Origin of the sequence: Cellulophaga sp. RHA19 (assembly GCF_002813425.1) — a bacterium.
In the GTDB taxonomy this organism is placed as follows: Bacteria; Bacteroidota; Bacteroidia; order Flavobacteriales; family Flavobacteriaceae; genus Cellulophaga.
In genome coordinates this window covers 1294206-1320016 of the sequence record NZ_PHUL01000001.1, presented here as the reverse complement: position 1 = coordinate 1320016, position 25811 = coordinate 1294206, and the positions used below count along the sequence as shown (strand labels likewise).

The following is a 25811-nucleotide window of genomic DNA, read 5'->3' as shown; positions in this document are numbered from 1 at the left end:
TTTCTAGAGGATTTTATACAAATATACATAATTTTTGTTCACATTTGCTGTTGTATTAGTACTAAGAGAATATATTATGAGATCACTTTTTTCACTTTTTGCAGTTTTACTTTTATTTGCCTGCGATAGCGGTAGAACCAACAGAAACCCTTATTTACAAGAGATAGGTTTTAGAATAGATTTAAACTTAAACTTACCATCATACAGTGCTTTAAAAAATACAGGAAGTGGTGTATACGTAGGCAGTCAAGGTGTTGGTACCAAGGGTATATTTGTAATAAACACAGGTTTTGATAATTTTATGGCTTTTGAAGCTAGTTGTCCCAACCACGAACCTAGTGCTTGCTCTACAATGATTTTAGATGCTGATAAACAAAATGTTACTTGCTCTTGCGAAGACTATAAATATAATTTATTTACAGGTCAGTTTTTAAATAGACCAGAAGGCGATACAAGATACCATGATATGCTTTTTTACAGCTCGTCTATTAACGGAAACATTGTTACCGTTAGAAATTAAAAAAAGGGCAAACCTAAAATAAGGCTCACCCCTTTATAAACATGGTTAGTGTTCAAAATTTTAAAAGTTAAATGTAGCTCCTAACAAAAAGTTAGTTCCTGCTTGCGGGTAATAACCTTGTACTTCAAAAGTAGTGCCAGGAGTTTTCCAATTGTTTAAATAAGTGTATCCGTTAGATACATATTTTTCATTAAAAACATTATTTACTAGCCCGCTTAACACAATAGATTTAAATATTTTATTAAATTTTATCTCGTAAGCCACATTAAAATCATTTACAAAATAGCTATCTAGTTTAGATTTTGCTGTGTCTGTGTTACTTAAGTATTGTTCGCCCACAAATTTAGATAAAAAAGATAATTTTATGTTCTCTTTTGGCGAATATGTAAAAATATTTCCTGCTACAACACTAGGAGAATATGCAATATTTGTATCTCCTAAGTCTTGTACCCCACCATCTCTATCTGTAAAAAAATCTTTATTTTTATTACTACTTAAAGAAATGTTTGGCCTGGCAGAAAACTGCTCATTGATAACAATATTTGCATCTACCTCTATACCAAAACGGTAACTATCTCCAATATTTTCTCTAAGAGGAGCTCCTACATCATTTAACTCACCTGTAACAACCAACTGATCTTTATAACCCATATAATACAAGTTTGTATTTACCTGTACAGCAGAAGTTACATAGCGCCAACCTAATTCATAATCGTTTAATTTTTCTGGTTTAGGACTACCGCTTTCATAATCATTTCTGTTAGGCTCTCTGTTTGCCACAGCATAAGAAGCATAAAAGTTATTATTTTTATTTAAGTTAAAAGTTACACCTGCTTTTGGATTTATAAAGTTAAACCTATCATTTACCAAACCTGTATCTTCTCCGTTAGCTTTATAACCAACGCTTCTGTATTGTACATCTCCAAAAAGGCTCCATTTATTATCTACATCATAATTTAATTTAGTGTAGATATTAAAGTCGGTCTTAGTAGAGTTATCATCATAATAACGGTCTTCATAACTACTATTAACTGCAAATTGTTGTGCCCAAATTACTTCTCCAAAATGGTCTCCTTTATATTTGCTGTAACCACCACCAACAATAAAGTTTACAGCATTTTCTTTATAGTTAGCAGAAAAAGTAGTTCCATAAAAATCATTATCCAACCACCTTCTTCTAATTAAATCTGTAACACCTGTTCCGTTAAAACCAGCCACAATGCCGCTATAATCTGCAGGGTCTTCATCTTCCTTGTATTGCTCAAAAAAACCACGTCCTTTTGTATAGTGTACCGCTAGGTTAGTAGACCAAGTATCAGAAATTTGTTCGTTCCAAAGTAGTTGAAAATGATCTTGCTTGTAATCATCATTTTCATTTTCATAAAATTGAGTAACTCCATTTTCATCTTGGTATGCACCAACCGGGTTGTATGTTCTGTCTTCTTTTAATGTTTCTCTATCTATACCGTCCCAAGATTGATACGTTACTTGTTTACCTCCAAAAAGCAATGCCTTAATTAAGGTATTATCATCTATATAAGCAGCTTGTAAAAAGTACGATTCTAAGTTAGATGAAGCCCTGTCTACATAACCATCTGAAGCTATCCTAGATAATCTACCAGAAATTTCAATATGGTTATTTAACAAACCAGTACTAAACTTTATGTTGTTTTTTAAAGTATTAAAACTACCAATTGATGTAGAAACTTGCCCGTAAGCATCTTCAGAAACGGCATCTGTTAAAATGTTTAAACTAGCTCCAAAAGCACCAGAACCGTTTGTAGATGTACCCACACCTCTTTGCAGCTGTAAATTCTCTGTAGAAGAAGCAAAATCTGGCATATTTACCCAAAAAGTACCGTGAGACTCAGAGTCGTTATAAGGTATACCATTTATGGTAATATTTACACGCGTAGCATCTGTACCACGAACCCTAATTCCTGTGTAACCAACACCAGCACCTGCATCTGAAGTGGTTACTACGGCTGGCAAAAAGTTCATTAAAATTGGAATATCCTGACCAAGGTTACGCGATTTAAATTGTTCTTTTGTTAAATTTGTAAATGTAACAGGAGATTGTGTTGTAACACGTATTCCTGACACCAAAACCTCATCTAAAATCACTTTTTTACCTTCTAAAGTGTCTATTTCCTTTTCTTGAGCTAAACCAGAAAAAGCTAAACCAAAAAAAGCAAAAGTTGCGCCTAAAGTTTTTAAGCTAGGCTGCCTATTATTACTGCTATTTTTGCGTGCAGTAGCATTAAATTTAAAACAGTTTGTTTTCATTCGTAATAGTATTACAAATAAAAGGGGCTGTTATTTTTATTAAATTATATTGATTTTTAAGAGTGGCAAACTCTATTTGTTACTTGCCTTTAAACCTAGCTAACACTAATATTTTGTATTGCTATTACTTCCCTTAGCAGCATTATCTGCTCAGGTTCGTTGGGTATAATCTCAGCCTACATAAATAAGCACCCCTTTGAGATAAGAGCAAATGTATGGCACACTTTCTTGTAATCATAAAAAAAAGTTAATTTTATTAACCTCTGCAACTAAACCTATATTATGAAATTAGAAGTATTTACAGCAAGTTTAAACACATACAACAGCATAATACTAAGACATTTTACACAAAACTTATGTTTTCCTGTATTTGTTAATGAAATTAATAAATACAGAAAACATATAACTATTTAGGTTGGTGAGCAGATTTAAGTAAATCGTTTACTGTTTTTACCGGATTAAAAGTAATACTTGGCACCTCTACAAAAATTGTGTTCCAATATGCCATTGCTCCGTTCCAAAGACCAGGCAACTCTAGGGCTTTTACAGGCCTTCCTTCTTTTGTTTTTTCTGTTATAAATCCTTGCTTTTCATTTACAAAGTCTAACAAATTATATTTTTCTCCTTTGTAATTTTTAACACCACAAACTAAATCTACAGGATTAAAATGTGTTGCATTTTGTAATATTTTGGCTTGGTTGTAATTAGAGGTGTCTATCTGTGCAGATTCAACTATTTGCAAAGACACGTTTTCTTGATAATCTTTAATCCAAAAAGGTCCGCCTCCTGGATCACCTAGATTTTTAACCATACCACAAACCCTTATTGGCCTATTTATATAATCTTTTAAAAGTGCTATTTGATCTTTTTTTCCTAAATGAATAAAACCATTTTTGAACCTGACATTTAGCTCTTCCTTTAAAAATAATCTAATTTCATTAATTAACTCGTCATCAATATCATTATTATCCAAAATTGATGCATATTTAAAAGCTTTGTTCTGTACTTTTAATAAAAAACCTGCTAACATTTTTTTGCTGTTAGCTATCGTTTCTAAATGCTCCTCAACAACTATATTATCTATATTTTTAATAAAAATAACATCTGCTGTTTTATCGTTTAAGTTTTCTATTAAGGCTCCGTGTCCTCCGGGTCTAAATAACAAACTTCCGTTTTTAAGCCTAAAAGGCTTGTTACTCATATCTACAGCAATAGTATCTGTTTCTTTTTTCTGAAAAGAATAGTCCACACTAAAGCTAACTCCTGTTTCTTTATTCACTTTACCCAAGACTTGCTCTTCCTTATCTAAAAACATTTGTTGGTGTTGTTCAGATATTGTAAAGTGTAGTTTTGCTTTATTATCCGTAGCAGCGTATAAAGCGGCTTCTCTCAAATGCTCATAAAAAGGGGTTACAATTTGGTCTTTATAGTTATGAAAAGGCAATAAACCTTTAGGATAAAAACCATAATTTAATTTTTCATCAGAAAGCAACTCACTTACAAAAGCATAAACCTCCTCACCTGTAGAAGAAAAATTAGACCCTATACGCTGTTTTACATCATCATAAAAAGGAAAACTCTTTAACCCTTCTGTAAAAGCCTTAACAGCACCATCTTCTGATGTATTTATATACTCTTGTAATGTTTGTTTTTTAGGGGTATATACTTCTAAAAAAGCAAATAAAGCCTTAAACATACGTGTTGCCGCACCAGAGGCAGGCGTAAATTTCAGCAATTCTTTAGCTGTACGTTCTTTTTCAAATAAAGAAATTAATTGCTGCTCTTCATCTGTTGTAAATTTTAAGATACCATCACCCACAACGGCTGCTTTAGATAAATTTACAAAAGGTATCCCCTCTTTAAAGGTTTCTATTTGACCTAAAACCTTTTCGTTGGTAATTCCTTTTGCTGCAAATTGCTGTAAATCTATATCTGTAAAATTCATCTATTTTTTAATATTTTGTCTATTGCTGCTACTGCTGTAGCTAGTCTTTCTGCCTTACCGCCCCTTAAAGTAATAAAATTCCTGTTATACTTTAGCAATGTTTGCTCAAAAAAATTAAACATTTCTTGGCGCTCTCCTGGCTTATCTCTTAAATCATCTGCCTCCCAAGGAACGTCTATATAGGTTAAAAAGTATAAATCGTACGTATTTTCTAAAGCGTATTTTTCTAAAACAGGATCACAAGTGCCAATGTAATAGGCTTCTGAGTATACTTTTGTCTCTAACAAATCTGTATCACAAATAAGAACATCTGTTGCTTTTTCAGCTAGGCTGTTCTCAATTCTCATTTGTCCTTCTGCAATTGGCAAAAGGTCTTTGGGTTCACAGGTTTTACGTTCGTTGTTCCATTTATCTTGTAAATACTCCCTAGCATACTCTGGGACCCAAACAGAATGGTAATGCCTTGCTAATTGTTCTGACAGCGTTGTTTTACCAGTAGACTCTGGCCCAAACAAAACTACTTTAATAACGTCTGTGGGCTTTTGCCTATACTTTTCTTCCATGCTAAATATCCTAAAATTGCTACTCCTGTAAAAACAAAATATTGTAAGGCCGTAAAAACAAGCCCTTTATAAAGATACAATGGAACAGAAATTATATCTCCTATAATCCAATATATCCAGTTTTCTATCTTCTTTTTCGCCATTAACCACATACCCACAAAGAAAATTGCTGTAGTAAATGTGTCTACATAAGCGGTCCAGCTATTAAATTTATCAAAAAATAAATAAATCAAGGCTACAAACACAACAGTAAATACAAATAAAAATACGGACCATTTTTTATCTTTAACTGTAGTTGTGGTTATTGGTATAAAATGATTAGCATCTACTTTTCTTGTCCAAATGTACCAACCATAGATACTCATAGAAAAATAATATGCATTTATCATCATATCACCCAACAGTCCATACACTAGTAATATATACACAAAAATAGCGGTGCTAATAATACCTGTTGGAAAAACCAATATGTTTTCTCTTTTAGAGTAAATAACACTTAGCAACCCAAACAAAACACCAATAGATTCTAAAACTATTAAATGTGTTGGCACGCCATTATACTGCGCAAAAATCCAATCAAAAATGTGGCTCATAATCGCTTCTGTCAGATTTTACAATTTTCATAAAAAGCAATCCTTTATCCATTAAATCAAATGCTTCTTTAATTTCTGTGTTTAAGACCTGCATTACCTCATCATAATCTCCGTAAACTTGGGTACTTAATGGGTTTTCTAAAATTGTTAATCCAGATGTTCTTAGTTTTTTAATAAAATTAATTATATGCTCTTCAAACGTATCTTGAAGCGGTGAAAATGTAAGTTCTACAGAAATATTCATTGTAAAATTATTAGTAATAAATTAGTAAGTCTATGTTGTTTTTAATGCATAAACACATGTAAAACCCTCAAATTCTAAAAAAGCTACATTGTAAAATGAAGATGCTCCTTGGTATAAAATCTCTGCTGTTGTTTGCTCATCTGCAAACGTAAAATCTTTTACATTTATATGATGTAAAAAACTTAATCCTTTTTGTGCATAAATTTTATAAAGCGATTCTTTTGCTCCCCAAACTACAGTTAACTTTTGCAGTAAAGCAGATACATTGGCTATGGTTTTATATTCTTCAATTGGAGTAAATTTATGCGCTATTTTTAAAATTTTATCACGCTGCATTTCTATATCAATACCAACCTCTTCTGCCTCACTAATAATAATGCCTGTAAAGTGATGAGAATGTGTTATTGATATAAAATTACCGTCTTTTAGATGTGGTTTTCCTACCTCATCATATCTCAAATCAAAATCTGTATAACCAGCTTGTTTAAGCAAATGCCTAATACTTAAAAAACCTTTTCTATGCATATCAGATTTCATTCCACTTAATCTATTTTGACAATGATCTGTAAGTGTAATTGGATCAGCTAATTCCGCCTCAGACTCTTCTATTTTCCAAATGTAGAGTTTTGTGGTATTGTTTACTGTTATAGTTTTGTAAAGAGGCATAGCATTATTTAAGATATTAGTATCTTTGCACTGCTTAAGGCAAATGAAATAGTATTGGTAAGCGAATTTAACTATTTAAAACGCTACGCCAAAGTGTTTCTTTTTATTAAAAATACGAAAAAAAGAAAAAATGAGCTCAAATACAGTTGCTTACGTACCAAATAAGGTAAAAGATATTTCTCTAGCAGATTGGGGAAGAAAAGAAATTGAATTAGCTGAAGCAGAAATGCCAGGTTTAATGTCTTTAAGAGAAGAGTACAAAGATTCTCAGCCTCTTAAAGGTGCTAGAATTGCAGGTTGCTTGCATATGACAATACAAACTGCCGTTTTAATAGAAACTTTACAAGCTTTAGGAGCAGAGGTTACTTGGAGTTCATGTAACATTTTTTCTACTCAAGACCAAGCTGCCGCTGCAATTGCTGCTGCAGGAACTGCTGTTTATGCTTGGAAAGATATGACAGAAGAAGAGTTTGACTGGTGTATAGAACAAACTTTATTTTTTGGCGAAGATCGCAAGCCTTTAAATATGATATTGGATGATGGTGGAGATTTAACTAATATGGTTTTAGATAAATATCCAGAGTTAGCAGAAGGCATTAATGGTTTATCTGAAGAAACTACAACTGGTGTACACAGACTTTACGAGCGCGTTAAAAATGGTACATTACCAATGCCTGCAATTAACGTAAATGATTCTGTTACTAAATCTAAATTTGATAACAAATACGGTTGTAAAGAATCTGCTGTAGATGCTATACGTAGAGCTACAGATGTTATGTTAGCTGGTAAGCGTGTTGTTGTTTGTGGTTATGGTGATGTTGGTAAAGGTACTGCTGCCTCTTTTAAAGGCGCAGGCTCTATAGTAACAGTTACAGAAATTGATCCAATTTGCGCATTACAAGCTGCAATGGACGGTTTTGAAGTAAAAAGACTAGAGACTGTTGTTGGTAATGCTGACATTATTATTACAACAACTGGTAACAAAGATATTGTACGTGCTGAGCATTTTGAGGCTATGAAAGACAAAACTATTGTTTGTAACATTGGTCACTTTGATAACGAAATCCAAGTTGGATGGTTAAACGAGAAGCACGGCGATACCAAAAACACTATTAAGCCACAGGTTGATAAATACACTATAAACGGTAAAGACATTATTCTTTTAGCAGAAGGTCGTTTGGTAAACTTAGGTTGCGCTACAGGACATCCTAGTTTTGTAATGAGTAACTCTTTTACAAACCAAACTTTAGCTCAAATAGAACTTTGGAACAACAAAGAAGCATACGGAAACGATGTTTATATGCTACCAAAAGCTTTAGATGAAAAAGTAGCCAAATTACACTTAGCTAAAATTGGCGTTGAACTTACTGAGTTAAAAGAAGATCAGGCTAGTTATATTGGTGTAACAGTAGAAGGCCCATACAAGCCAGAACATTACAGATACTAATTTTTTAGCACTATAAAATAACTTAGCTCTTTTCCTATATATAAATCTATTTGGAAAAGAGCTTTTTTATACACAAACCTTACTTACACAATAACAGTAATGAATATTATCTTAACAGGAGCAACAGGCACCTTAGGCTCTAAAGTTTTACACACTCTTTTTGAAACAAAATACAACCAAATTAATAAGGTGTATCTATTGGTTCGTAAAAAAGGTTTAACCGCTCCATTAGAAAGAGTAACTAATATGCTAAAGAGCGAATATGCTCCACAGTTTATAAAAGATAATTTAGAAGCTGTTGTCTCTAAAATTAAGGTTATTGACGCATCAGACATTTTAAAACCAAATACCTATTTAAACCAACAAGAAAAGTATTTTTTTATACACTCCGCTGGCTTTGTAAACTTATCTGTAGACCCTGCGAATAAAGATGAAATTTTTGAAGAAAATTTTAACTTTACCAAGTCTATTTACAACGCATATTTACCATACTTAAAAAAATTTATATACATAAGTACCGCTTTTTCTATTGGTGATTTAGGTGGAATTATAGGTGATGATTATATAAAAATTGAAGGCGGAACCTACCGTAATTTCTACGAAGCTTCTAAACACGCATCAGAAAAATTTTTAACTGAAGCAAGCAAAAAAAACAGCATACCATTACAAATACTAAGACCCAGTGTTCTAGGCGGTAATGCTATGGACAATCCAAGCTACTTCATCTCTAAGTATATGGTGTTTTACCTATTTGCTAAGTTCTTTTACAACACCCCATCAAAGGAGCACATAAGAATTACTGCAAATGCAGATAGCGGACTTAACATTATACCTACAGATTACGCCGCCAAAGTTATTGTGAAGGTTTTTGACACTGATGTAAAACAATTAAATATTGTACACAACAAAGCAACTAACATTAGCAACGGTATTTCTAAAATTTTAGATACGGTAGATTTTACCTCGTACAATATTACACAAGATATTATTACCAAAGCAGCAGGTTTTGAATCTAAATTAGAACAATTTTACTACGAGACTATTGGCGTACACTTAAACCCCTATTTAACGTCTAAACCATATGAATGGGACACATCTTTACTAGAAAGTATTTTACCCATACCTAAATACGACTTAGAGCAATACCTAGCAAATACAGTAGAGTTTGCAAAGCTTAAAAATTTTAGAAACCAGAAATGGTAGTATAACCACACTTAAATTTAAAAAGGGGTAACATTTTATGTTACCCCTTTTTTATTCTTATTTAATATAAAAAACTACTCACCGCTTAAGCTTAATTAAACTTAAAGCACGCAAAAAATCTAATAAATATTAAAAACACAAAAAGCCCTTCCTTGTAAAAGGAAGAGCTATTTATAGAATTTTAAGCTAGTTTCTTAAGCTTCAAATGCCTCTACAGAGACATAAGACTTACCACCTGCTTTTTTCTGAAACTTTACAATACCGTCTACTTTAGCATGTAAAGTATGGTCTTTACCAGCATAAACATTATCTCCTGGATTATGCTTAGTACCACGCTGTCTTACAAGAATATTTCCTGCGATAGCTGCTTGACCACCAAAAATTTTAACTCCTAAACGTTTCGATTCTGATTCTCTACCGTTTTTCGAACTACCAACACCTTTCTTATGTGCCATAATTTCTAGGTTTTATTTTGTTATACTTAAATGATAATGCAATTATGCTTTACCACCGTCTAATTCATCTTGCCATTTCTTTAACTCATCCCATTTACCGTCAGCAGCTAATTTAGCTTGTGCTGGCCACGTATCAGTTACGTGGTTACCACGAACGTCTGCAATGATTTCAGAAATTTTAGCAGCATCAGTTTTTGCTAATTCAGCAAAAGTTGATATTCCTGCCGCAGCTAATGTTTCTGCAATTTTAGGTCCAATTCCTTCAACCTTTTTCAAATCGTCTGCTTTTGCAGATTTCTTTGGTGCAGCTTTTTTAGCTTCTGCTTTAGGAGCAGCTTCTTTCTTTGGTGCAGCTTTCTTTGCACCAGAGGCTAAAATGTTTTCAATAACAATCTCCGTTAAATACTGACGGTGACCATTTTTCACTTTATACCCTTTACGTCTTTTCTTTTTAAAGACGATAACTTTGTCACCTTTAAGGTGCTTCACGACTTTTGCCTCAACAGCGGCTCCGTCTATAGCTGGGGCGCCAATAGTAATGTCCTTTCCATTCTCTAACAAAAGAACGTTATCAAAAGTTACCTTTTGACCTTCTTCAGTTTGTAAACGGTGAACATACACTTTTTGATCTTTCGCAACTTTAAATTGCTGCCCTGCTATCTCTACAATTGCATACATAGCTTGTGTATTAATTAATTATGTTTAATTTAATGAACTTGCCTACCTAAATAAGCGGATGCAAATATACTGCTAATTCCTTAACTTACAAGCTATTTTATAAAAAAAAGACAGCACACTATTAACCTCTAATAATCTCCGTATTTTAAAACTGTTTTTTGCATCTTCTGAAGGCTTTAAAACCAAATATTGAAAGTATTTTCTTCTTTTTTTCTATTTTTTTCATCTAAATATGTAACAAATCCAGTAATTTTAGACTTATGATTTAACTAAATAAAACACTATTAAAAATGAAAAGAAATTTATTCCTATCCGCAACTCTTTTCTGTGCAGCGTTTACGATGCAAGCACAGCAAGTTGCTTTTGAAGAATATGATCTTGATAACGGCATGCACGTTATTTTGCATCAAGACAACACAGCTCCTATTGTAACAACTTCTGTTATGTACCACGTAGGTGCCAAAGATGAAAATCCAGAAAAAACAGGTTTTGCACATTTTTTTGAGCATTTACTTTTTGAAGGAACAAAGAACATAGAGCGTGGCAAGTGGTTTGAAATAGTTTCATCTAACGGAGGAACTAACAATGCAAACACAACACAAGACCGTACATACTACTACGAAGTTTTTCCTTCTAACAAATTAGAATTAGGATTATGGCTAGAATCTGAAAGATTAATGCATCCGGTAATTAATCAAATAGGTGTAGATACACAAAAAGAGGTTGTACAAGAAGAAAAGCGTATGCGTGTAGACAATTCACCTTACGGTAAATTTCAAGAACAAATAGGTATTAACTTATTTAAAAATCACCCTTACAAATGGCAAACTATTGGCTCTTTAGAGCATTTAGCAAATGCTACTTTAGAAGATTTTCAGGATTTTAATAAAATTTACTACGTACCTAATAATGCCGTTTTAGTTATAGCGGGTGATTTTGAAGTTGCTAGCACTAAAAAAATGATTCAAGATTATTTTGGACCTATTCCTAGAGGCAAAGAAATAAAAAGAAACAAGTACACAGAAGAGCCTATAACAAAAACAATTAAGGCTAGCTACAACGACCCTAACATACAAATCCCTGCAATTTTTACTGCTTACAGAACCCCTGCTAACACAGAAAAAGATGCATACGTATTAGATATGATATCTACATACTTAACTAGCGGAAAAAGCTCTAAATTATACAAGAGCTTAGTAGATGACAAAAAAATGGCTTTACAAGTTTTTGCATTCAATAATTCACAGGAAGATTATGGTTCTTACATTATAGGAGCCTTACCTTTAGGAGAAACATCTTTAAATGATTTAATTGCTGAATTTGATAAAGAAATTGCAAAACTACAAACAGAGTTAATTACAGAAAAAGATTATCAAAAATTACAAAATAAGTTCGAGAACAACTTTGTTAACTCTAACAGTGGCGTAGAAGGTATTGCTAACTCTTTAGCAAGAAACTATATGTTGTACGGCGACACAAATTTAATTAATACTGAAATAGAAATCTACAGAGCTATTACCAGAGAAGATATTAAAAATGTAGCCAACAAATACCTTAAGCCTAACCAACGCGTAGAATTAGAATACTTACCTGTTGCAAAACCTGAAAACTAATAAAATGAAAAAAATATATTCTTTACTGGTTATAGCATTAATTGCTTTTAACCTACAAGCACAAGTAGACCGTAGTAAAATGCCAAAGGCAGGACCACTACCAGAAATAAACCTATCTGAACCTCAGCGTTTTGAACTTAAAAACGGACTTAAGGTTATGGTTGTAGAGAACCACAAACTACCACGTGTTTCTGTACAATTAATTATAGATAATGCTCCTGTTGCAGAAGGCAACAAAGCCGGCGTTAGCTCTTTTGTTTCTAGTTTATTAGGTAACGGCTCTAAAACAATTTCTAAAGACGATTTTAATGAGGAGTTAGATTTTATGGGAGCAAGAATGTCTTTTGGATCAGAAAGCGCTTCCGCCTCTTCTTTATCCAAATATTTTCCTAGAATTATAGAGTTAATGGCAGATGCCAGTATTAATCCTAACTTTACACAAGAGGAATTTGACAAAGAGAAAGAAAAGCTTTTAACCGGCTTAAAAGCTGATGAAAAAAATGTTGCTAGTATAGCTAGAAACGTACAAAGCACTTTAGCATACGGACAAAAACATCCATATGGAGAACAAGTAACAGAAAAAACTGTAAACAACATTACACTAAAAGATGTGAAGCAGTTTTACAGTGACTATTTTGTGCCTGCTAATGCATATATGGTTATTATTGGAGATGTAGACTTTAAAGAGGTGAAAAAATTAATAAAGAACAATTTTGTCTCTTGGACAAAAGCAACCCCTCCTTCTTTTTCTTTACCTACTCCAAAAGATGTACAATACACACAAATTAACTTTGTAGACGTACCTAACGCAGTACAATCTGATGTAGCTGTTGAAAATTTAGTACCTCTTAAAAAGAGCGACCCTGACTACCTTGCTGCATTAATGGCAAATCGTATTTTAGGTGGTGGTGGATCTGCTAGGCTATTCTTAAACCTTAGAGAAGATAAAGCATATACTTACGGAGCTTACTCTAGTGTTGGAAACGACAAAAACTCAGTATCTAGATTTAGAGCTTATGCAAGTGTACGTAACGCCGTTACAGATAGCGCTGTAGTAGAAATTTTATCCGAAATTGATAAAATAGCAAACACACCAGTGTCTGAAAAAGAATTAAGCGCTGCAAAAGCTGCATATATAGGAAACTTTATTATGGCACTAGAAAAGCCAAGCACTATGGCTAGCTATGCACTTAACATAGAAACTGAAGGCTTAGACAAAGACTACTACAAAACATACTTAGAAAAAATAAACGCTATTACTGTTGCTGATGTAGAAAATGCAGCTAAAAAGTATTTTAAATCTTCTAATGCACGTATTGTTGTTACCGGAAAAGGAAGTGAAGTTTTAGAAAACTTAGAAAAAGTCACTTTTAAAGGAGAATCTATTCCTGTTAAATATTTTGACAAATACGGAAACGCAGTTGAAAAGCCAAAGTACGACGTTGCTATTCCTGAAGGTGTTGATGCTAATAAAATTTTAGCAGATTATGTAGCTGCAATTGGTGGTAAAGCTAAATTAGAAAGCGTTACATCTTACTACATAAAAGCTAAGGCAACAGTACAAGGACAAGAGTTACTGTTAGAAGTTAAAAAAACTACTAGCAACCAATTTATGCAAAATGTTAGTATGATGGGCAACTCTGTAAGCAAGCAAGTATTAGATGGCGACAGCGGATTTATGGTTATTCAAGGTCGTAAAATGGATTTACAAGAAGCTCAAATAGCTGCTATTAAAGCAGAATCTGCTCCTTTTCCTGAACTTAATTTCCTAAATGGAGGTGCAACATTAACTGGCATAGAAGATTTTGACGGAACCAAAGCCTATGTTATTAAGTTTAATGATACTAAATCTGCTGCTTACAATACCAAAACAGGATTAAAAATTGCAGATATTACAACAACCCCACAAGGTAGCGCTACTATTAGTTACACAGATTACAAAGAAGTGTCTGGAGTACAATTTCCTTTTATCTGGAAACAAGCAATGGGACCACAGAAGTTTGACTTTAACGTAACTGAAATAAAAGTTAACGAAGGTGTTACTGCTGAAGATTTTAAGTAAGTAGTTTTAAATTAACGAAAGAACAAAAAAAAGCCTCCTGAAAATTTAATTTTCAGGGGGCTTTTATATTTTTTTAACACGCCAGAATAGTAACACCTTCTGTAAACCCGACTAGTCTTCTTCTTTTTTATTTTTAGACACTACAAAAAACCAATGTAAGTATGCTATAATCATATAACCTGTTACCATAAAGTAAAATTGCCACTCCTCTATTATTTTAGCATAACTTAAATAACACAATATTAACATAGCTATAATCTCAAAATAGAGTAATGTTTTGGGTCTTGATTTTTTCATAATACATTTTACATTTAAACCATATTTTCAGCTACACTCATTAATAACTACTTTTAATTCTAGAGAAATTTACAAAAAAATATTTGTCAACGTAAACCACAAAGCCATTCAACATTATTTAGACAGCTTTTTTTATGATTTTATTTAGAATATGATTTTATATTTTAAGAACTAAAAAATTAAAAATTAGTACTTTTACAACTTATTATAACACCTATTTAGATGAAACTTATAAAAAATATTAGTCTAGCTCTTGTTGCCTCTTTAACATTATTTGCATCTTGTAAAGAAAATAAGAAAGAGCCAGAAGTTGTTACCGTTAATAATACAGTTGCAAAAGAGAAAACAAAAGTATTTGCTGAAAATGCTGAGTTTAGCAAAGCTGAATTTACAATTAAAGGAATGACGTGCCAAATTGGATGCGCCGCTACAATTGAAAAAAAATTAGCTAAAATGGAAGGCGTAAAATCTGCCACTGTTTCTTTTGATAAAGAACTTGCTATTGTAGAATATGATAAAAATTCTGTTTCTACAGAAGATTTAACTAAAACAGTAACATCTGCAGCTTCTGGAGATATTTATACTGTTGAAAATATGCAAGCAGCAGAATAAAGAAAACACCCTTATAATAATATTTAAAAAAGCCAATATCTACCAGTAGACATTGGCTTTTTTGAATTTGTAAGCTTTAAATACACGTTAATTTTCCCAACGTAATGTTTCCATAATTTTTCTAATATCTTCTTGCAAATAAACAGCAGCAGGCAAAATAGAATCATAATTAGGTTTAACAGAAAAATACAAAGAACCTGTTAAAAAATGCTCCGTACTATCTGTTACATAAAACTGAGATTGTGATGCTGCATCTCCTTTTACATCGTAAAACATACCGTAAACCTTTGCCTCTTCATTAACAAAAGGCTGTTCTAATATATTATCTGCTTTTGCCGCATGCTCATAAGAAAGTTTTTGTGCATCAGATAATAATTGGTTTAAATTACCAGCTACAGGTTTATAACTTAAAAATATAGAGCCATTCATTCTTGGGTACCCTACAGTAACCGCACTCTCATTCTTCTTATTTATTTTTGCTAACGCATTGTAATCAAAAGAATATTTGCTTGCAACAAAATTCACAGTAGTACTGTCCGGATACTCCAACCTTAGCATTGCCTTTGGTTTTGGCAAAGTATCTTCTTTACAACTTACCACCAAAGCACTAAAAATCACTATTAAAAAAATATATTTACGCATCATTTGGCAACATTACTTTTATTTGTTTTAACCTTTTTTTATCTAAACTCTCTACCACAAACTGATAATCTTTAAATAAAACTTTTTCTCCTCGTTTAGGAAAACTGCCCGCTATTTCTAACACAAACCCAGCAATAGTTTCAGACTCTCCCTTTTGCTCTTCAAAAGCATCTTCATCTTCAGTTATACGTGCTACACGATAAAACTCTTTTAAAGTTGTTTTACCATCAAACACAAAGGTTAAGTCATCAATTTTAGAAAACACTAAATCTTCATCATCAAATTCATCACTTATATCACCAACTATCTCTTCAATAATATCTTCTAAAGTAACAATACCAGAAGTACCACCATACTCATCTACAACAACCGCTAAATGGTTTTTCTTTTCTTGAAATTCTTTTAGCAAATCATCTAATTTTTTATTTTCTGGCACAAAATAAGGCTCTCTTAATAAGCTTACCCAGTTAAATGTTTTTCTATCTATATAAGGTAGTAAATCCTTAACATAAAGCACACCTTTTACATTATCTACATTTTCTTCAAAAACCGGAATTCTAGAATATCCTTTCTGCTTAATTTCAGCAACAACTTCTAAAAATTTAAGCTCTGCGTCCAAGGCAAAAATATCTATTCTAGGCCTCATTACTTGCTTAGTATCTGTATTACCAAAAGACACTATACCTTCTAAAATTTTCTGCTCCTCCTTAGTCGTATCATCTTCAGATGTCATTTCTAAAGCTTGCGACAAATGATCTACACTTAAACTAGATTTTTGTTTTCCTAATTTATTATGCAAATACAAGGTTACAGATCTCATTGGCGAGCTTAAAGGTGTAAAAACTACATCTAAAAAGCGCAAAGGAAATGCCATAAAATAAGAAAACTGAACCCTATTTCTGTTTGCATATACCTTAGGCATAATTTCCCCAAACATTAAAATTAGAAAAGTAGCCAAAACAACTTCTAACAAAAAGCGAACTGAAATAACATCTAAAAACTTATATGTTATGCTAGAAAAAATAACATCTCCAATGGCACTAAATAATAAAACAATGCCAATATTTATTGCATTATTAGCAATTAAAATAGTTGCTAGCAATTTTTTAGGTTTTTGCAATAACTTTATTACAGATTCTCCTTTTGCAGATTTCTCTTCTCCAATAGCATTAATGTCTGTTGCAGACATACCAAAAAATGCAACCTCTGCACCAGAAATTAAGGCAGACAACAGCAATAGCACAACTAGCACAATAAACTTAGTTATTAAGGCGCCATCAAAAACAGTTGCGTTTAGCAGTAAAATAAGGGGGTCAGGGTCCAATAATTATAATTTAGTTGTATTAAAACGGTAAATCGTCATCTTCTACAGGCTCACTAGGAGCTGCAGTATTTTGTTGCACAGGAGCACTTTGTTGTGGCGCAGCTTGACTTTGCTGTTGCTGAGCTGGTTGTGCAGAATTATTTTGCGCATTATTCATACTCTCTTGCTTAGTAGATAAAAATGTAAAATCTTGCACGTGTACCTCTGTTGCATAACGCGTAGTACCATCTTCCGCTTGCCATTGACGGTTTTTTAATCTTCCCTCAACGTATATTTTATCTCCCTTGCTTAAATACTTTTCGCATATTTCTGCGGCTTTATTACGCACTACAACATTGTGCCAATCTGTATTTGTAACACGCTCTCCTGTTTGCTTATTTGTATAAGACTCATTAGTTGCAATAGGAAATCTTCCTATACAGTTTCCTCCTTCAAAATAGTGCATTTTTACTGCATCTCCTAAATGCCCAATTAGCATCACTTTGTTTAACGTACCACTCATAATTTTGTTATATTAAAATCAAAAATACAAAAATTTACAATGTTTTTATGTAGTCTGCTATTAAAACAGGTACAGGATATTTTTCTAATTCAGAAAAAGGAATTCCTTCTTCTAAAACAGCATCTGTATGAAGCACCCAAAAGTGTGTATGTAAATGCTGATGCGATAGTTTATGCACAATTGCTACCTTATTATATAAGGTAACACTATTTACATCTATTTTAGGCAATACCTTATTATATAACTCTAATATTGTATCCTCATTAACCTCCTCCTCCAACAAAGGAAATTGATATAAATTTTGCCATATTCCTTTACCTGTACGCTGCTGCAATAAAGTATTGCCTACAGCATCAACCACAACCAAATAATTAAAGTTTCTCTTTTTAACTTTAATCTTTTTTAGTTTAACTGGCAAAGTAGCTATTAAGTTTTTCTCTAATGCAACGCAACTATCATTTAAAGGACATATTTTACAATCTGGATTTTTAGGCACACATTGGATTGCTCCAAATTCCATTATACCTTGATTGTAATCTCTAATATTAGAGGAATGCATTACTTCTGTAGCCAACGTTTTAAAATATTTAACCCCCTCCGTACTATTAATAGGTAAATCTATACCGTAATATCTAGACAAAACTCTGTACACATTACCATCTACAACTGCTTGTTGCTCATTAAAAGAAATAGATGCAATAGCACTGGCAGTATAATCACCCACTCCTTTTAGTTTTACCAACTCCTTATATGTATTAGGAAACTCGCCATTTAAATTATTTACAATGTGTTTTGCCGTAAAATGAAGGTTCCTTGCCCTTGAATAATACCCCAAACCTTGCCATAATTTTAAAACTTTTTCCTCTGAAGCATTAGCTAAATCAAAAATTGTGGGAAAATGTTTTTCAAAACTTAAATAATAAGACGTACCTTGAGCAACTCTTGTTTGTTGAAGCATAATTTCTGAAAGCCATATTTTATAAGGGTTTACAGTGCTTCGCCAAGGTAAAGAGCGTTTATTTAAGGCGTACCAATCAAGAATTTTTTGGGAAAAAGTCATCAAATAAATAATAATAAACAAAAGTACAGGTTTATATACTTAAAATTAAGTCTATTAACGTAAAAGAATAAATTTAATTTATATATTTGCAACCCGAAAAAACAAGGACATAATATATACTGACAATGACGAAAGCAGATATCGTATCGAAAATCTCAGATAAACTGGGTATTGAAAAAGGAGATGTACAGGCTACTGTTGAAACTTTTATGGAAGAGGTTAAAACTTCATTAGAGAATGGAGATAATGTTTACCTAAGAGGTTTTGGTAGTTTTATTATTAAAACAAGAGCAGAAAAAACTGGTAGAAATATTTCAAAAAACACTACCATTAAAATACCAGCTCATAACATCCCTGCATTTAAGCCTGCAAAGGTTTTTGTTGAAGGTGTAAAGAGCAACGTACAAGTAAAATAAAACATAATATTAATTAAAAAGTAGATTTTATGCCTAGTGGTAAGAAAAGAAAAAGACATAAGGTAGCTACTCACAAGCGCAAGAAGCGTAGAAGAGCTAACCGACACAAGAAAAAGTAGTTGTTAACAACTACTTTTTCGTTTTAAAAACGTTCATTGACATAGAGATTCTAACGAAAGAATTTCAGCGGGTAAATTTTACCCGCACAACTATTGTTTAATCCATTTAACTTGCTTAATTATTAGGCAGAGTTAAATAAAAATTGATTCAGGTGAATAAAGAATTAATCGTAAGATCTGGTTCTAACGCTGTCGATTTTGCCTTAACTAAGGACGGAAAACTAATAGAACTTCACAAAGAAGAGGACAATAACAATTTTTCTGTTGGCGATATATTTCTTGCCAAAATAAGAAAACCTGTTACTGGCCTTAACGCTGCATTTGTAGATGTTGGTTATGAAAAAGATGCATTTTTGCATTATCATGACCTTGGTCCGCAGTTATCTTCTATGCTGAAATTCGTAAAGGGAGCAAGTACTGGAAAATTAAAAGATTTTTCATTAAAAGACTTCCCTTTTGAAAAAGATATTGATAAAGACGGTAGCATTAACGATGCTATTAAATCTAATCAATCCTTATTAGTACAAATTGTAAAAGAACCTATCTCTACCAAAGGACCACGAATTAGCTCCGAGCTTTCATTAGCAGGACGTTATGTGGTTATGGTACCATTTTCAGACAGAGTTTCTGTTTCTCAAAAAATAGAAAGCAAAGAAGAAAAAGAGAGGTTAAAAAGACTTGTAAGAAGCATAAAACCAAAAGGTTTTGGTGTAATTATAAGAACCGTTGCCGAAGGCAAAAAAGTTGCAGAGCTAGACAAGGATCTAGAAAACTTACTGGACAAATGGACAGTAATGTGTAAAAAATTGTATAAAGCACCTCACCCATCTAAAGTATTAGTAGAGCTAAACAGAGCATCATCTATACTTAGAGACGTATTTAACGACACCTTTACAGGAATACATGTTGATGATACAACGCTTTACAATGAAATAAAAGATTATGTGCAGGAAATTGCACCAAAGAAAGAATCTATTGTAAAATTATATGAGTCTTCCGTACCAATTTTTGAAAAATTTGGAATAGAAAGACAAATTAAAACTTCATTTGGTAGAACTGCCTCTATGAGTAAAGGCGCCTATTTAATAATAGAACATACTGAAGCCCTACACGTTATAGATGTTAACAGTGGTAACAGATCTAATAAGGCAAAAAACCAAGAAGATACAGCATTAGAGGTAAATATGATTTCTGCTACAGAAATAGCCAGACAATTACGCTTACGCGATATGGGAGGTATTATTGTTGTAGATTTTATAGATATGGGCAAGCCAGATCATAGAAAAAAACTTTTTGATCATCTACGTGATGAAATGAAAGATGACAGAGCTAAGCATAAAATTTTACCACCAAGTAAATTTGGACTTATTCAAATAACAAGACAAAGAGTAAGACCAGAAAGGAACATTAAAACAATGGAGAAAAACCCTAGCGGCGTAAATGGCGCAGAGGTAGAAGCTCCTATAGTTTTAATAGATAAGATTAAATCCGATTTAGAAAAACTACTAAACGGCCCTGCAAAAGACAACGATGTTATTCTACACATACACCCGTTTATTGCAGCATATCTTACAAAAGGATTACAATCCATTCGTTTCAAGTGGTTTATGGAATATAAAAAATGGGTTAAAGTGCAGCCTAGAGACGCATATACGTATCTAGAATATCGCTTTAAAAACAAAAAAGGTAAAACCATATATTAAAATATACCTTTACTTAAAAAACGGTTTGTTATATAGATCTTCTCAAAACCAAAAGAGCTATATAAAAAATAAGCAAAAAGCGACCTCAGCAATGTGGTCGCTTTTTTTTGTTTACGTACATTTGTAATATGAGTCTACAACCCTCTTACACTATTAAAGAAGCAACTAAAAAATTAGAGCAGTACTGCGCATACCAAGAACGTTGCCACAAAGAAGTTGCCAAAAAACTAAAAGATATGGGGATGATTACAGATGCTAGAGATGTTATAATTACTCATTTAATTAAAGAAAACTACTTAAACGAAGAGCGTTTTGCTCAAAGTTTTGCTCGTGGAAAATTTAATATTAAAAAATGGGGCAAAAATAGAATTGTAAACGAACTAAAGTTTAGAGACATATCTATTTACAATATTAAAACAGCTTTAAAAGAAATAGAAGACAATAAATACACAGAGACATTAGATGCACTTGCCACTAAAAGAGCTAATGAAGTTAAAGAAACCAATGTATTTAAAAAAAGAAAAAAAATAGCAGACTATTTACTATACAGAGGCTGGGAAAGTCATTTGGTTTACGAAAAAGTAAAAGAACTTACTCCTACCAATTAAATAACACATTACTTTAATGCCTTATTTGTATCTATTATAGATTTATTATTTTTCCAATCTATCCATTTTTGACCTTTAATTCTACGCATTAGATTATCATAATTACGCATTATAAAGACATTGTAGAGCGCTTTACTTAAGTTTTTAGGGTTACGCGCTATTGCCCGCAAACTCATAGAAAAACCTGGCGTAATATACTTCATATAATGCCAATAGCCCTCTGGCATATATAGCACTTCTCCGTGTTGCAATGTTGTTTTAAAGCCTTTAGCATTTTTTAGTGCTGGCCATTTACTATAATCTGGGTCAGAAAAATTTATACTCTCGTTTGTAATTAAAGAATGTGGCACTTTATATAAGTGTTTATTCTGAGACTGATCAAAAAGAACCACCTCTTTATCTCCTTCAAAATGAAAATGAAAAATATTAGCTAAATCAATATCATAATGCATAAATGTATGAGAATCTCTACCGCCAAAAAATAACATAGGAAGACTTTTCATTAATCGTAAGCCAAAGTCCGGATACGTAAAATCTTTTTGTAAATGAGGAACTTCCTTTAAGATATTCCACAAGAAGATACGGAATTTAGTAGGCTCTTTTTTAAGCAAATCTATATAATCTGCCATTTTCATTGTGGCGTGTGGCTCATTAAAACCATCTTTATAATCTACAGGTCTATCATCATAAAGCGGTACAAGTTTATCTCCCGCTACAGTTTTCATATATTCTAAATTCCATTTAGAATACGCAGGCCACTCTTCAATAAAACGTTCAACAACTACTGGTTTTTGAGGCTTAAAAAAGTGGTTTATAAAATCTTCTTTGGTAATGGTTTTTACCCTTGGAATATCTTGTAACTGCAATAGAAATTATATTAAATAATAGATAAAAATAAAAAATACGATTTAAATAATTCTTAAAATCATTTAAAAACCTAGAATAATTAAGAAACCGCTATCTAATTATAAAATTAAATAGCGGCTTTATATAACTTGATGTTTTTATTATTTTGTAAGCTTTGCTTTTTCTTTAGCAGCCTCGTTACGTTCTATTTTATGACCCGGTCTAGACCATTTTGGTTTTTCACCTAAATTTTGATACTCAGAATCCTGAGCTTCTACTGTTTTTGGTTGAGAAACTTTAGTAAATGGTTTTTGCGGATTTAAACCTAACATCTTAAACATTTCCATATCCTCGTTTACATCTGGATTAGGAGTAGTTAATAATTTATCTCCTGCAAAGATTGAGTTGGCACCTGCAAAGAAACACATTGCTTGCCCTTCTCTACTCATTTGCGTACGCCCTGCAGATAACCTAACCTGAGTATTTGGCATAACAATACGTGTGGTTGCAACCATACGCACCATATCCCAAATAGATACCGGCTCTATATCCTCCATTGGTGTACCTTCTACAGCTACTAATGCATTAATTGGCACAGATTCTGGTTGCGGACTTAAAGTAGATAATGCAACTAACATACCTGCTCTATCTTCTAAAGCTTCGCCCATACCAATAATACCACCACTACAAACAGTAACATTGGTTTTACGTACATTTTCAATAGTATCTAATCTATCTTCAAAAGCACGAGTAGAAATTACATCTTTGTAATAATCTTCAGATGTATCTAAGTTATGGTTATAAGCATACAAACCAGCTTCAGCTAATCTTTGCGCTTGGTTTTCAGTAATCATACCAAGTGTACAACAAACCTCCATATCTAGTTTGTTTATTGTACGTACCATTTCTAATACTTGGTCAAATTCTGGTCCGTCTTTAACATTACGCCAAGCTGCCCCCATACAAACTCTAGAACTTCCAGAAGATTTTGCACGTAAAGCTTGTGCTTTTACTTGTTGCACAGACATTAAATCATTGCCTTCTACATCTGTATGATACCTAGCTGCTTGTGGGCAGTACCCACAATCTTCAGGACAACCACCTGTTTTTATAGATAACAAAGTAGATACTTGTACTGTGTTAGGATCGTGTTCTTGTCTATGAATTGTTGCTGCCTCATACAGTAAATCCATTAACGGTTTATTATATATATCTAAAATTTCTTGCTTGCTCCAGTTGTGTCTTACTTCGCTCATACGATTATTTTAAATCAGTTGTCAAAAATAGCCTATTTAGTAATTAAATCCCAATAAAGGTTTTTAAATAACAAAATGAACCAAAAGATATAATCTAATGGTTCATTTTACATATAAATATCAAAAAACGTTTTTTATTTATTTTCGTCTTTTTTAGATGATTTCTCTTCTACATCTACTGCCTCTACATCTTTACCTTTTAAATACTCTGGTAATTGCATACCAGCCATATTAAACATTTCTTGTAGTGGTGGTACAGATTTGTACATACCAGAAATAAAGTTAGCTGTAGAACCTTTACCATCTGCAGTTTTTGCTCCAGAATCCCAAACAGTAACCTTATCAATTTTAATATTTTTAATAGCTTCTGCTTGTGTTTTAACCAATTCTGGTAACTTATCTGCCACTAATAATAATACTGCATCTTTAGGATTGTCTCCCGCAGCTTTTACAATTTCATCTAAACCTTGTGCTTGCTTAGTTAAAACCTCTAAAATACCTTGTGCTTCTGCTTGCGCTTTAAATAAGATTGCATCTGCTTCACCTTTTGCTAAACGTCTTGTACGCTCTGCATCTGCTTCTGCATCTATCTCTACTTTTTTCTTATCTATCTCTGCAGGTACAACTATATCTGCCATTTGTGAACTACGCACACGTTCTGCTCTTGCAAGTTCCGCATCTTTTTCTGCCGCATAAGATTCTTCTAATGCTTTTGCAGATTGTACTTTTTCTGATGCAATTGCCGTACGCTCTGCTTCTGCTTCTCTTTGACGACGTAAAGAATCTGAATTTGCAACATTAATTTTTGCAATGTTTTCACCTTCTACAGCTTGTGCATTTGCTGCTGCTACTTGTGTACGCTCATCTTGTAATGCGTTAGCTTCACCAATAGAACCATCTCTTGTTTTCTCTGCTACAGATTTACGCGCTGCATTAATTGCGTGTGCAGCAGCTTCTTTACCTAAAGCTTCAATATATCCAGACTCATCAACAATATCTGTAATATTTACGTTGATTAATTTTAAACCAACCTTTTTTAATTCCGTTTCTACACTCTGAGATATGTTAGTTAAAAATTTATCTCTATCGTTGTTAATTTCTTCAATATCCATAGAAGCAACTACCAAACGTAATTGTCCAAAAATAATTTCTTGTGCTAAATCTTGAATTTGACTCTGACCTAATCCTAATAAACGCTCTGCAGCATTTTGCATAACTCCAGGCTCTGTAGATATACCAATTGTAAATCTTGAAGGTACGTTTACACGTATATTTTGCTTACTTAATGCATTTACTAGGTTAACCTCTATAGATATAGGTGTTAAATCTAAAAATTCATAATCTTGTACAACTGGCCAAATAAAAGCGGCTCCACCGTGTATACATTTGGCCGAATTTCCTCCGCCCACTTTACCGTACACAACTAAAATCCTGTCTGAAGGACATCGTTTGTATCTACGTATAAACGAGATCACAATTATAAAAAAGAACAAAATGGCTACTGCAATACCAATTAAACTGGCATTACCGCCCAACTGTAGGGGTACTAAAATCATATGGTTATTTATTTAATAATTTAACAATTAAAATTCCGTTATCTGTAATGTCTTCTACTTTAACAACATTACCCTGTGTAAGATTCACAGTTTCATCTGTAAGTGCTTCTAGCTCGCGCAAAGACCCTTGCACTGTTATACTTACTTTACCTATAAAACTTCTGTTTGCACCTATAGTCAAGTACACTTCTCCAACTTGACCTAAAGCATTTTTTAAGCGTAGTGTTCCGCTACTTTGCAATTTACTTAGGTAATAAAATAATGCCGCCATAGACAGCATCATTAATAAACCACAAATAACAGAAATTAGTATCGTTAGCACATTAGAAAAGCCTGCTTCTATACAAGCAATGCCTGTCCATCCAAAAATGGCAAAAAATCCTGATAAGTTTTTAATAGATAAAAATTGAAATCCAATTCCCGAATCACCTTCTATTTCTGCATCTACATCACCGTCTACACCATCTACATCACCACCAATTAAGGTTAGCAATAAAAAGACAATCATTACCACAGAGCCAATTAAGGCAATACTCCAGTACACTTTTGGAAACAACTCTAAGCTTGCATACCATTCTCCCATAAATAAAAATTT

At 32.8% G+C, this 25811-nt stretch carries 27 protein-coding genes; 10 read left to right on the top strand and 17 right to left on the bottom strand.

The window, feature by feature from the left end:
* Positions 1-76: 76 nt before the first annotated feature.
* Positions 77-520: a hypothetical protein gene (locus AX016_RS05740; protein WP_100894702.1), complete on the top strand. Its 444-nt coding sequence runs from the start codon at positions 77-79 to the stop codon at positions 518-520.
* A gap of 60 nt (positions 521-580) precedes the next feature.
* On the opposite strand, the gene AX016_RS05735 is transcribed toward AX016_RS05740, so the two are convergent.
* A complete protein-coding gene (locus tag AX016_RS05735; RefSeq protein WP_100894701.1) occupies positions 581-2806 on the bottom strand; it encodes a TonB-dependent receptor in 2226 nt (741 codons plus the stop codon).
* Positions 2807-3088: 282 nt separating this feature from the next.
* Between AX016_RS05735 and AX016_RS17390 the strand changes: the two genes are divergently transcribed.
* Positions 3089-3220 carry a hypothetical protein gene (locus AX016_RS17390; RefSeq protein ID WP_286141908.1) on the top strand — a complete coding sequence of 44 codons (132 nt, stop codon included), beginning with the start codon at positions 3089-3091 and terminating at the stop codon, positions 3218-3220.
* On the opposite strand, the gene AX016_RS05730 is transcribed toward AX016_RS17390, so the two are convergent.
* Genes AX016_RS05730 through AX016_RS05710 form a run of 5 tightly spaced genes read right to left on the bottom strand, consistent with a single transcriptional unit; the run spans position 3213 to position 6817 of the window.
* Positions 3213-4751: a DUF4301 family protein gene (locus AX016_RS05730; protein ID WP_100894700.1), complete on the bottom strand. Its 1539-nt coding sequence runs from the start codon at positions 4749-4751 to the stop codon at positions 3213-3215. The genes AX016_RS17390 and AX016_RS05730 overlap by 8 nt on opposite strands.
* The gene (locus AX016_RS05725) at positions 4748-5314 is read right to left on the bottom strand and encodes an AAA family ATPase (protein ID WP_100894699.1); all 567 of its coding nucleotides are present in this window, start codon (positions 5312-5314) and stop codon (positions 4748-4750) included. Before AX016_RS05725 ends, AX016_RS05730 begins: the two co-directional genes overlap by 4 nt.
* Complete coding sequence (gene pnuC, locus AX016_RS05720; protein ID WP_100894698.1) at positions 5269-5907, bottom strand: nicotinamide riboside transporter PnuC; 639 nt, start codon at positions 5905-5907, stop codon at positions 5269-5271. The genes AX016_RS05725 and pnuC overlap by 46 nt, the downstream gene beginning before the upstream one ends.
* Positions 5891-6151 carry a thiamine-binding protein gene (locus AX016_RS05715; protein ID WP_100894697.1) on the bottom strand — a complete coding sequence of 87 codons (261 nt, stop codon included), beginning with the start codon at positions 6149-6151 and terminating at the stop codon, positions 5891-5893. The genes pnuC and AX016_RS05715 overlap by 17 nt, the downstream gene beginning before the upstream one ends.
* Before the next feature lie 30 nt (positions 6152-6181).
* A complete protein-coding gene (locus AX016_RS05710; RefSeq protein ID WP_100894696.1) occupies positions 6182-6817 on the bottom strand; it encodes a 4'-phosphopantetheinyl transferase family protein in 636 nt (211 codons plus the stop codon).
* Between the two features lie 130 nt (positions 6818-6947).
* Here AX016_RS05710 and ahcY point away from each other — a divergent pair, with 130 nt between their 5' ends.
* Together ahcY and AX016_RS05700 are read left to right on the top strand one after the other, a co-directional pair.
* Positions 6948-8264 (top strand): adenosylhomocysteinase, encoded by a 1317-nt coding sequence (gene ahcY / locus AX016_RS05705; protein ID WP_100894695.1) that lies wholly within the window; start codon positions 6948-6950, stop codon positions 8262-8264.
* 99 nt (positions 8265-8363) lie between these two features.
* A complete protein-coding gene (locus AX016_RS05700; protein WP_100894694.1) occupies positions 8364-9467 on the top strand; it encodes an SDR family oxidoreductase in 1104 nt (367 codons plus the stop codon).
* 194 nt (positions 9468-9661) lie between these two features.
* Here AX016_RS05700 and rpmA read toward each other — a convergent pair whose 3' ends face one another.
* Positions 9662-9922, bottom strand: coding sequence for a 50S ribosomal protein L27 (gene rpmA, locus AX016_RS05695; RefSeq protein WP_100894693.1), 261 nt, complete (start codon positions 9920-9922; stop codon positions 9662-9664).
* A gap of 42 nt (positions 9923-9964) precedes the next feature.
* The gene (rplU, locus tag AX016_RS05690) at positions 9965-10600 is read right to left on the bottom strand and encodes a 50S ribosomal protein L21 (RefSeq protein ID WP_100894692.1); all 636 of its coding nucleotides are present in this window, start codon (positions 10598-10600) and stop codon (positions 9965-9967) included.
* Positions 10601-10890: 290 nt separating this feature from the next.
* Between rplU and AX016_RS05685 the strand changes: the two genes are divergently transcribed.
* Together AX016_RS05685 and AX016_RS05680 are read left to right on the top strand one after the other, a co-directional pair.
* Positions 10891-12213, top strand: a complete 1323-nt coding sequence (locus AX016_RS05685) for a M16 family metallopeptidase (protein ID WP_100894691.1) — start codon at positions 10891-10893, stop codon at positions 12211-12213.
* 4 nt (positions 12214-12217) lie between these two features.
* Positions 12218-14275, top strand: coding sequence for a M16 family metallopeptidase (locus AX016_RS05680; protein ID WP_100894690.1), 2058 nt, complete (start codon positions 12218-12220; stop codon positions 14273-14275).
* Between the two features lie 111 nt (positions 14276-14386).
* Here the strand turns inward: AX016_RS05680 and AX016_RS05675 are convergent, their stop codons facing one another.
* Positions 14387-14572: a hypothetical protein gene (locus AX016_RS05675; protein ID WP_100894689.1), complete on the bottom strand. Its 186-nt coding sequence runs from the start codon at positions 14570-14572 to the stop codon at positions 14387-14389.
* Positions 14573-14794: 222 nt separating this feature from the next.
* On the opposite strand from AX016_RS05675, the gene AX016_RS05670 reads away from it, so the two are divergent.
* Positions 14795-15184 carry a heavy-metal-associated domain-containing protein gene (locus AX016_RS05670; RefSeq protein ID WP_100894688.1) on the top strand — a complete coding sequence of 130 codons (390 nt, stop codon included), beginning with the start codon at positions 14795-14797 and terminating at the stop codon, positions 15182-15184.
* 87 nt (positions 15185-15271) lie between these two features.
* Here AX016_RS05670 and gldD read toward each other — a convergent pair whose 3' ends face one another.
* Genes gldD through mutY form a run of 4 tightly spaced genes read right to left on the bottom strand, consistent with a single transcriptional unit; the run spans position 15272 to position 18712 of the window.
* A complete protein-coding gene (gene gldD / locus AX016_RS05665) occupies positions 15272-15829 on the bottom strand; it encodes a gliding motility lipoprotein GldD (protein ID WP_100894687.1) in 558 nt (185 codons plus the stop codon).
* Positions 15819-17150 (bottom strand): gliding motility-associated protein GldE, encoded by a 1332-nt coding sequence (locus AX016_RS05660; protein WP_100894686.1) that lies wholly within the window; start codon positions 17148-17150, stop codon positions 15819-15821. The genes gldD and AX016_RS05660 overlap by 11 nt, the downstream gene beginning before the upstream one ends.
* 19 nt (positions 17151-17169) lie before the next feature.
* On the bottom strand, positions 17170-17652 hold the full coding sequence (locus AX016_RS05655) for a single-stranded DNA-binding protein (protein WP_100894685.1): 483 nt from the start codon (positions 17650-17652) through the stop codon (positions 17170-17172).
* Between the two features lie 34 nt (positions 17653-17686).
* A complete protein-coding gene (gene mutY, locus AX016_RS05650) occupies positions 17687-18712 on the bottom strand; it encodes an A/G-specific adenine glycosylase (protein ID WP_100894684.1) in 1026 nt (341 codons plus the stop codon).
* Positions 18713-18837: 125 nt separating this feature from the next.
* Here mutY and AX016_RS05645 point away from each other — a divergent pair, with 125 nt between their 5' ends.
* From AX016_RS05645 to AX016_RS05635, 3 genes are all read left to right on the top strand, one after another.
* Positions 18838-19128 carry an HU family DNA-binding protein gene (locus AX016_RS05645; protein WP_013620605.1) on the top strand — a complete coding sequence of 97 codons (291 nt, stop codon included), beginning with the start codon at positions 18838-18840 and terminating at the stop codon, positions 19126-19128.
* Between the two features lie 271 nt (positions 19129-19399).
* Entirely contained in the window at positions 19400-20950 is a 1551-nt protein-coding gene (locus AX016_RS05640) for an Rne/Rng family ribonuclease (RefSeq protein ID WP_100896809.1), read from the top strand.
* Between the two features lie 128 nt (positions 20951-21078).
* Positions 21079-21558, top strand: a complete 480-nt coding sequence (locus AX016_RS05635) for a regulatory protein RecX (protein WP_100894683.1) — start codon at positions 21079-21081, stop codon at positions 21556-21558.
* Between the two features lie 8 nt (positions 21559-21566).
* Here AX016_RS05635 and AX016_RS05630 read toward each other — a convergent pair whose 3' ends face one another.
* From AX016_RS05630 to AX016_RS05615, 4 genes are all read right to left on the bottom strand, one after another.
* Complete coding sequence (locus AX016_RS05630; protein WP_100894682.1) at positions 21567-22424, bottom strand: cupin-like domain-containing protein; 858 nt, start codon at positions 22422-22424, stop codon at positions 21567-21569.
* 141 nt (positions 22425-22565) lie between these two features.
* Entirely contained in the window at positions 22566-23660 is a 1095-nt protein-coding gene (gene bioB, locus AX016_RS05625; protein WP_100894681.1) for a biotin synthase BioB, read from the bottom strand.
* A 134-nt stretch (positions 23661-23794) separates the two neighbouring features.
* Positions 23795-25216: a flotillin family protein gene (locus tag AX016_RS05620; RefSeq protein WP_100894680.1), complete on the bottom strand. Its 1422-nt coding sequence runs from the start codon at positions 25214-25216 to the stop codon at positions 23795-23797.
* A gap of 4 nt (positions 25217-25220) precedes the next feature.
* Positions 25221-25799: a hypothetical protein gene (locus tag AX016_RS05615; RefSeq protein ID WP_100894679.1), complete on the bottom strand. Its 579-nt coding sequence runs from the start codon at positions 25797-25799 to the stop codon at positions 25221-25223.
* Positions 25800-25811 lie beyond the last annotated feature (12 nt).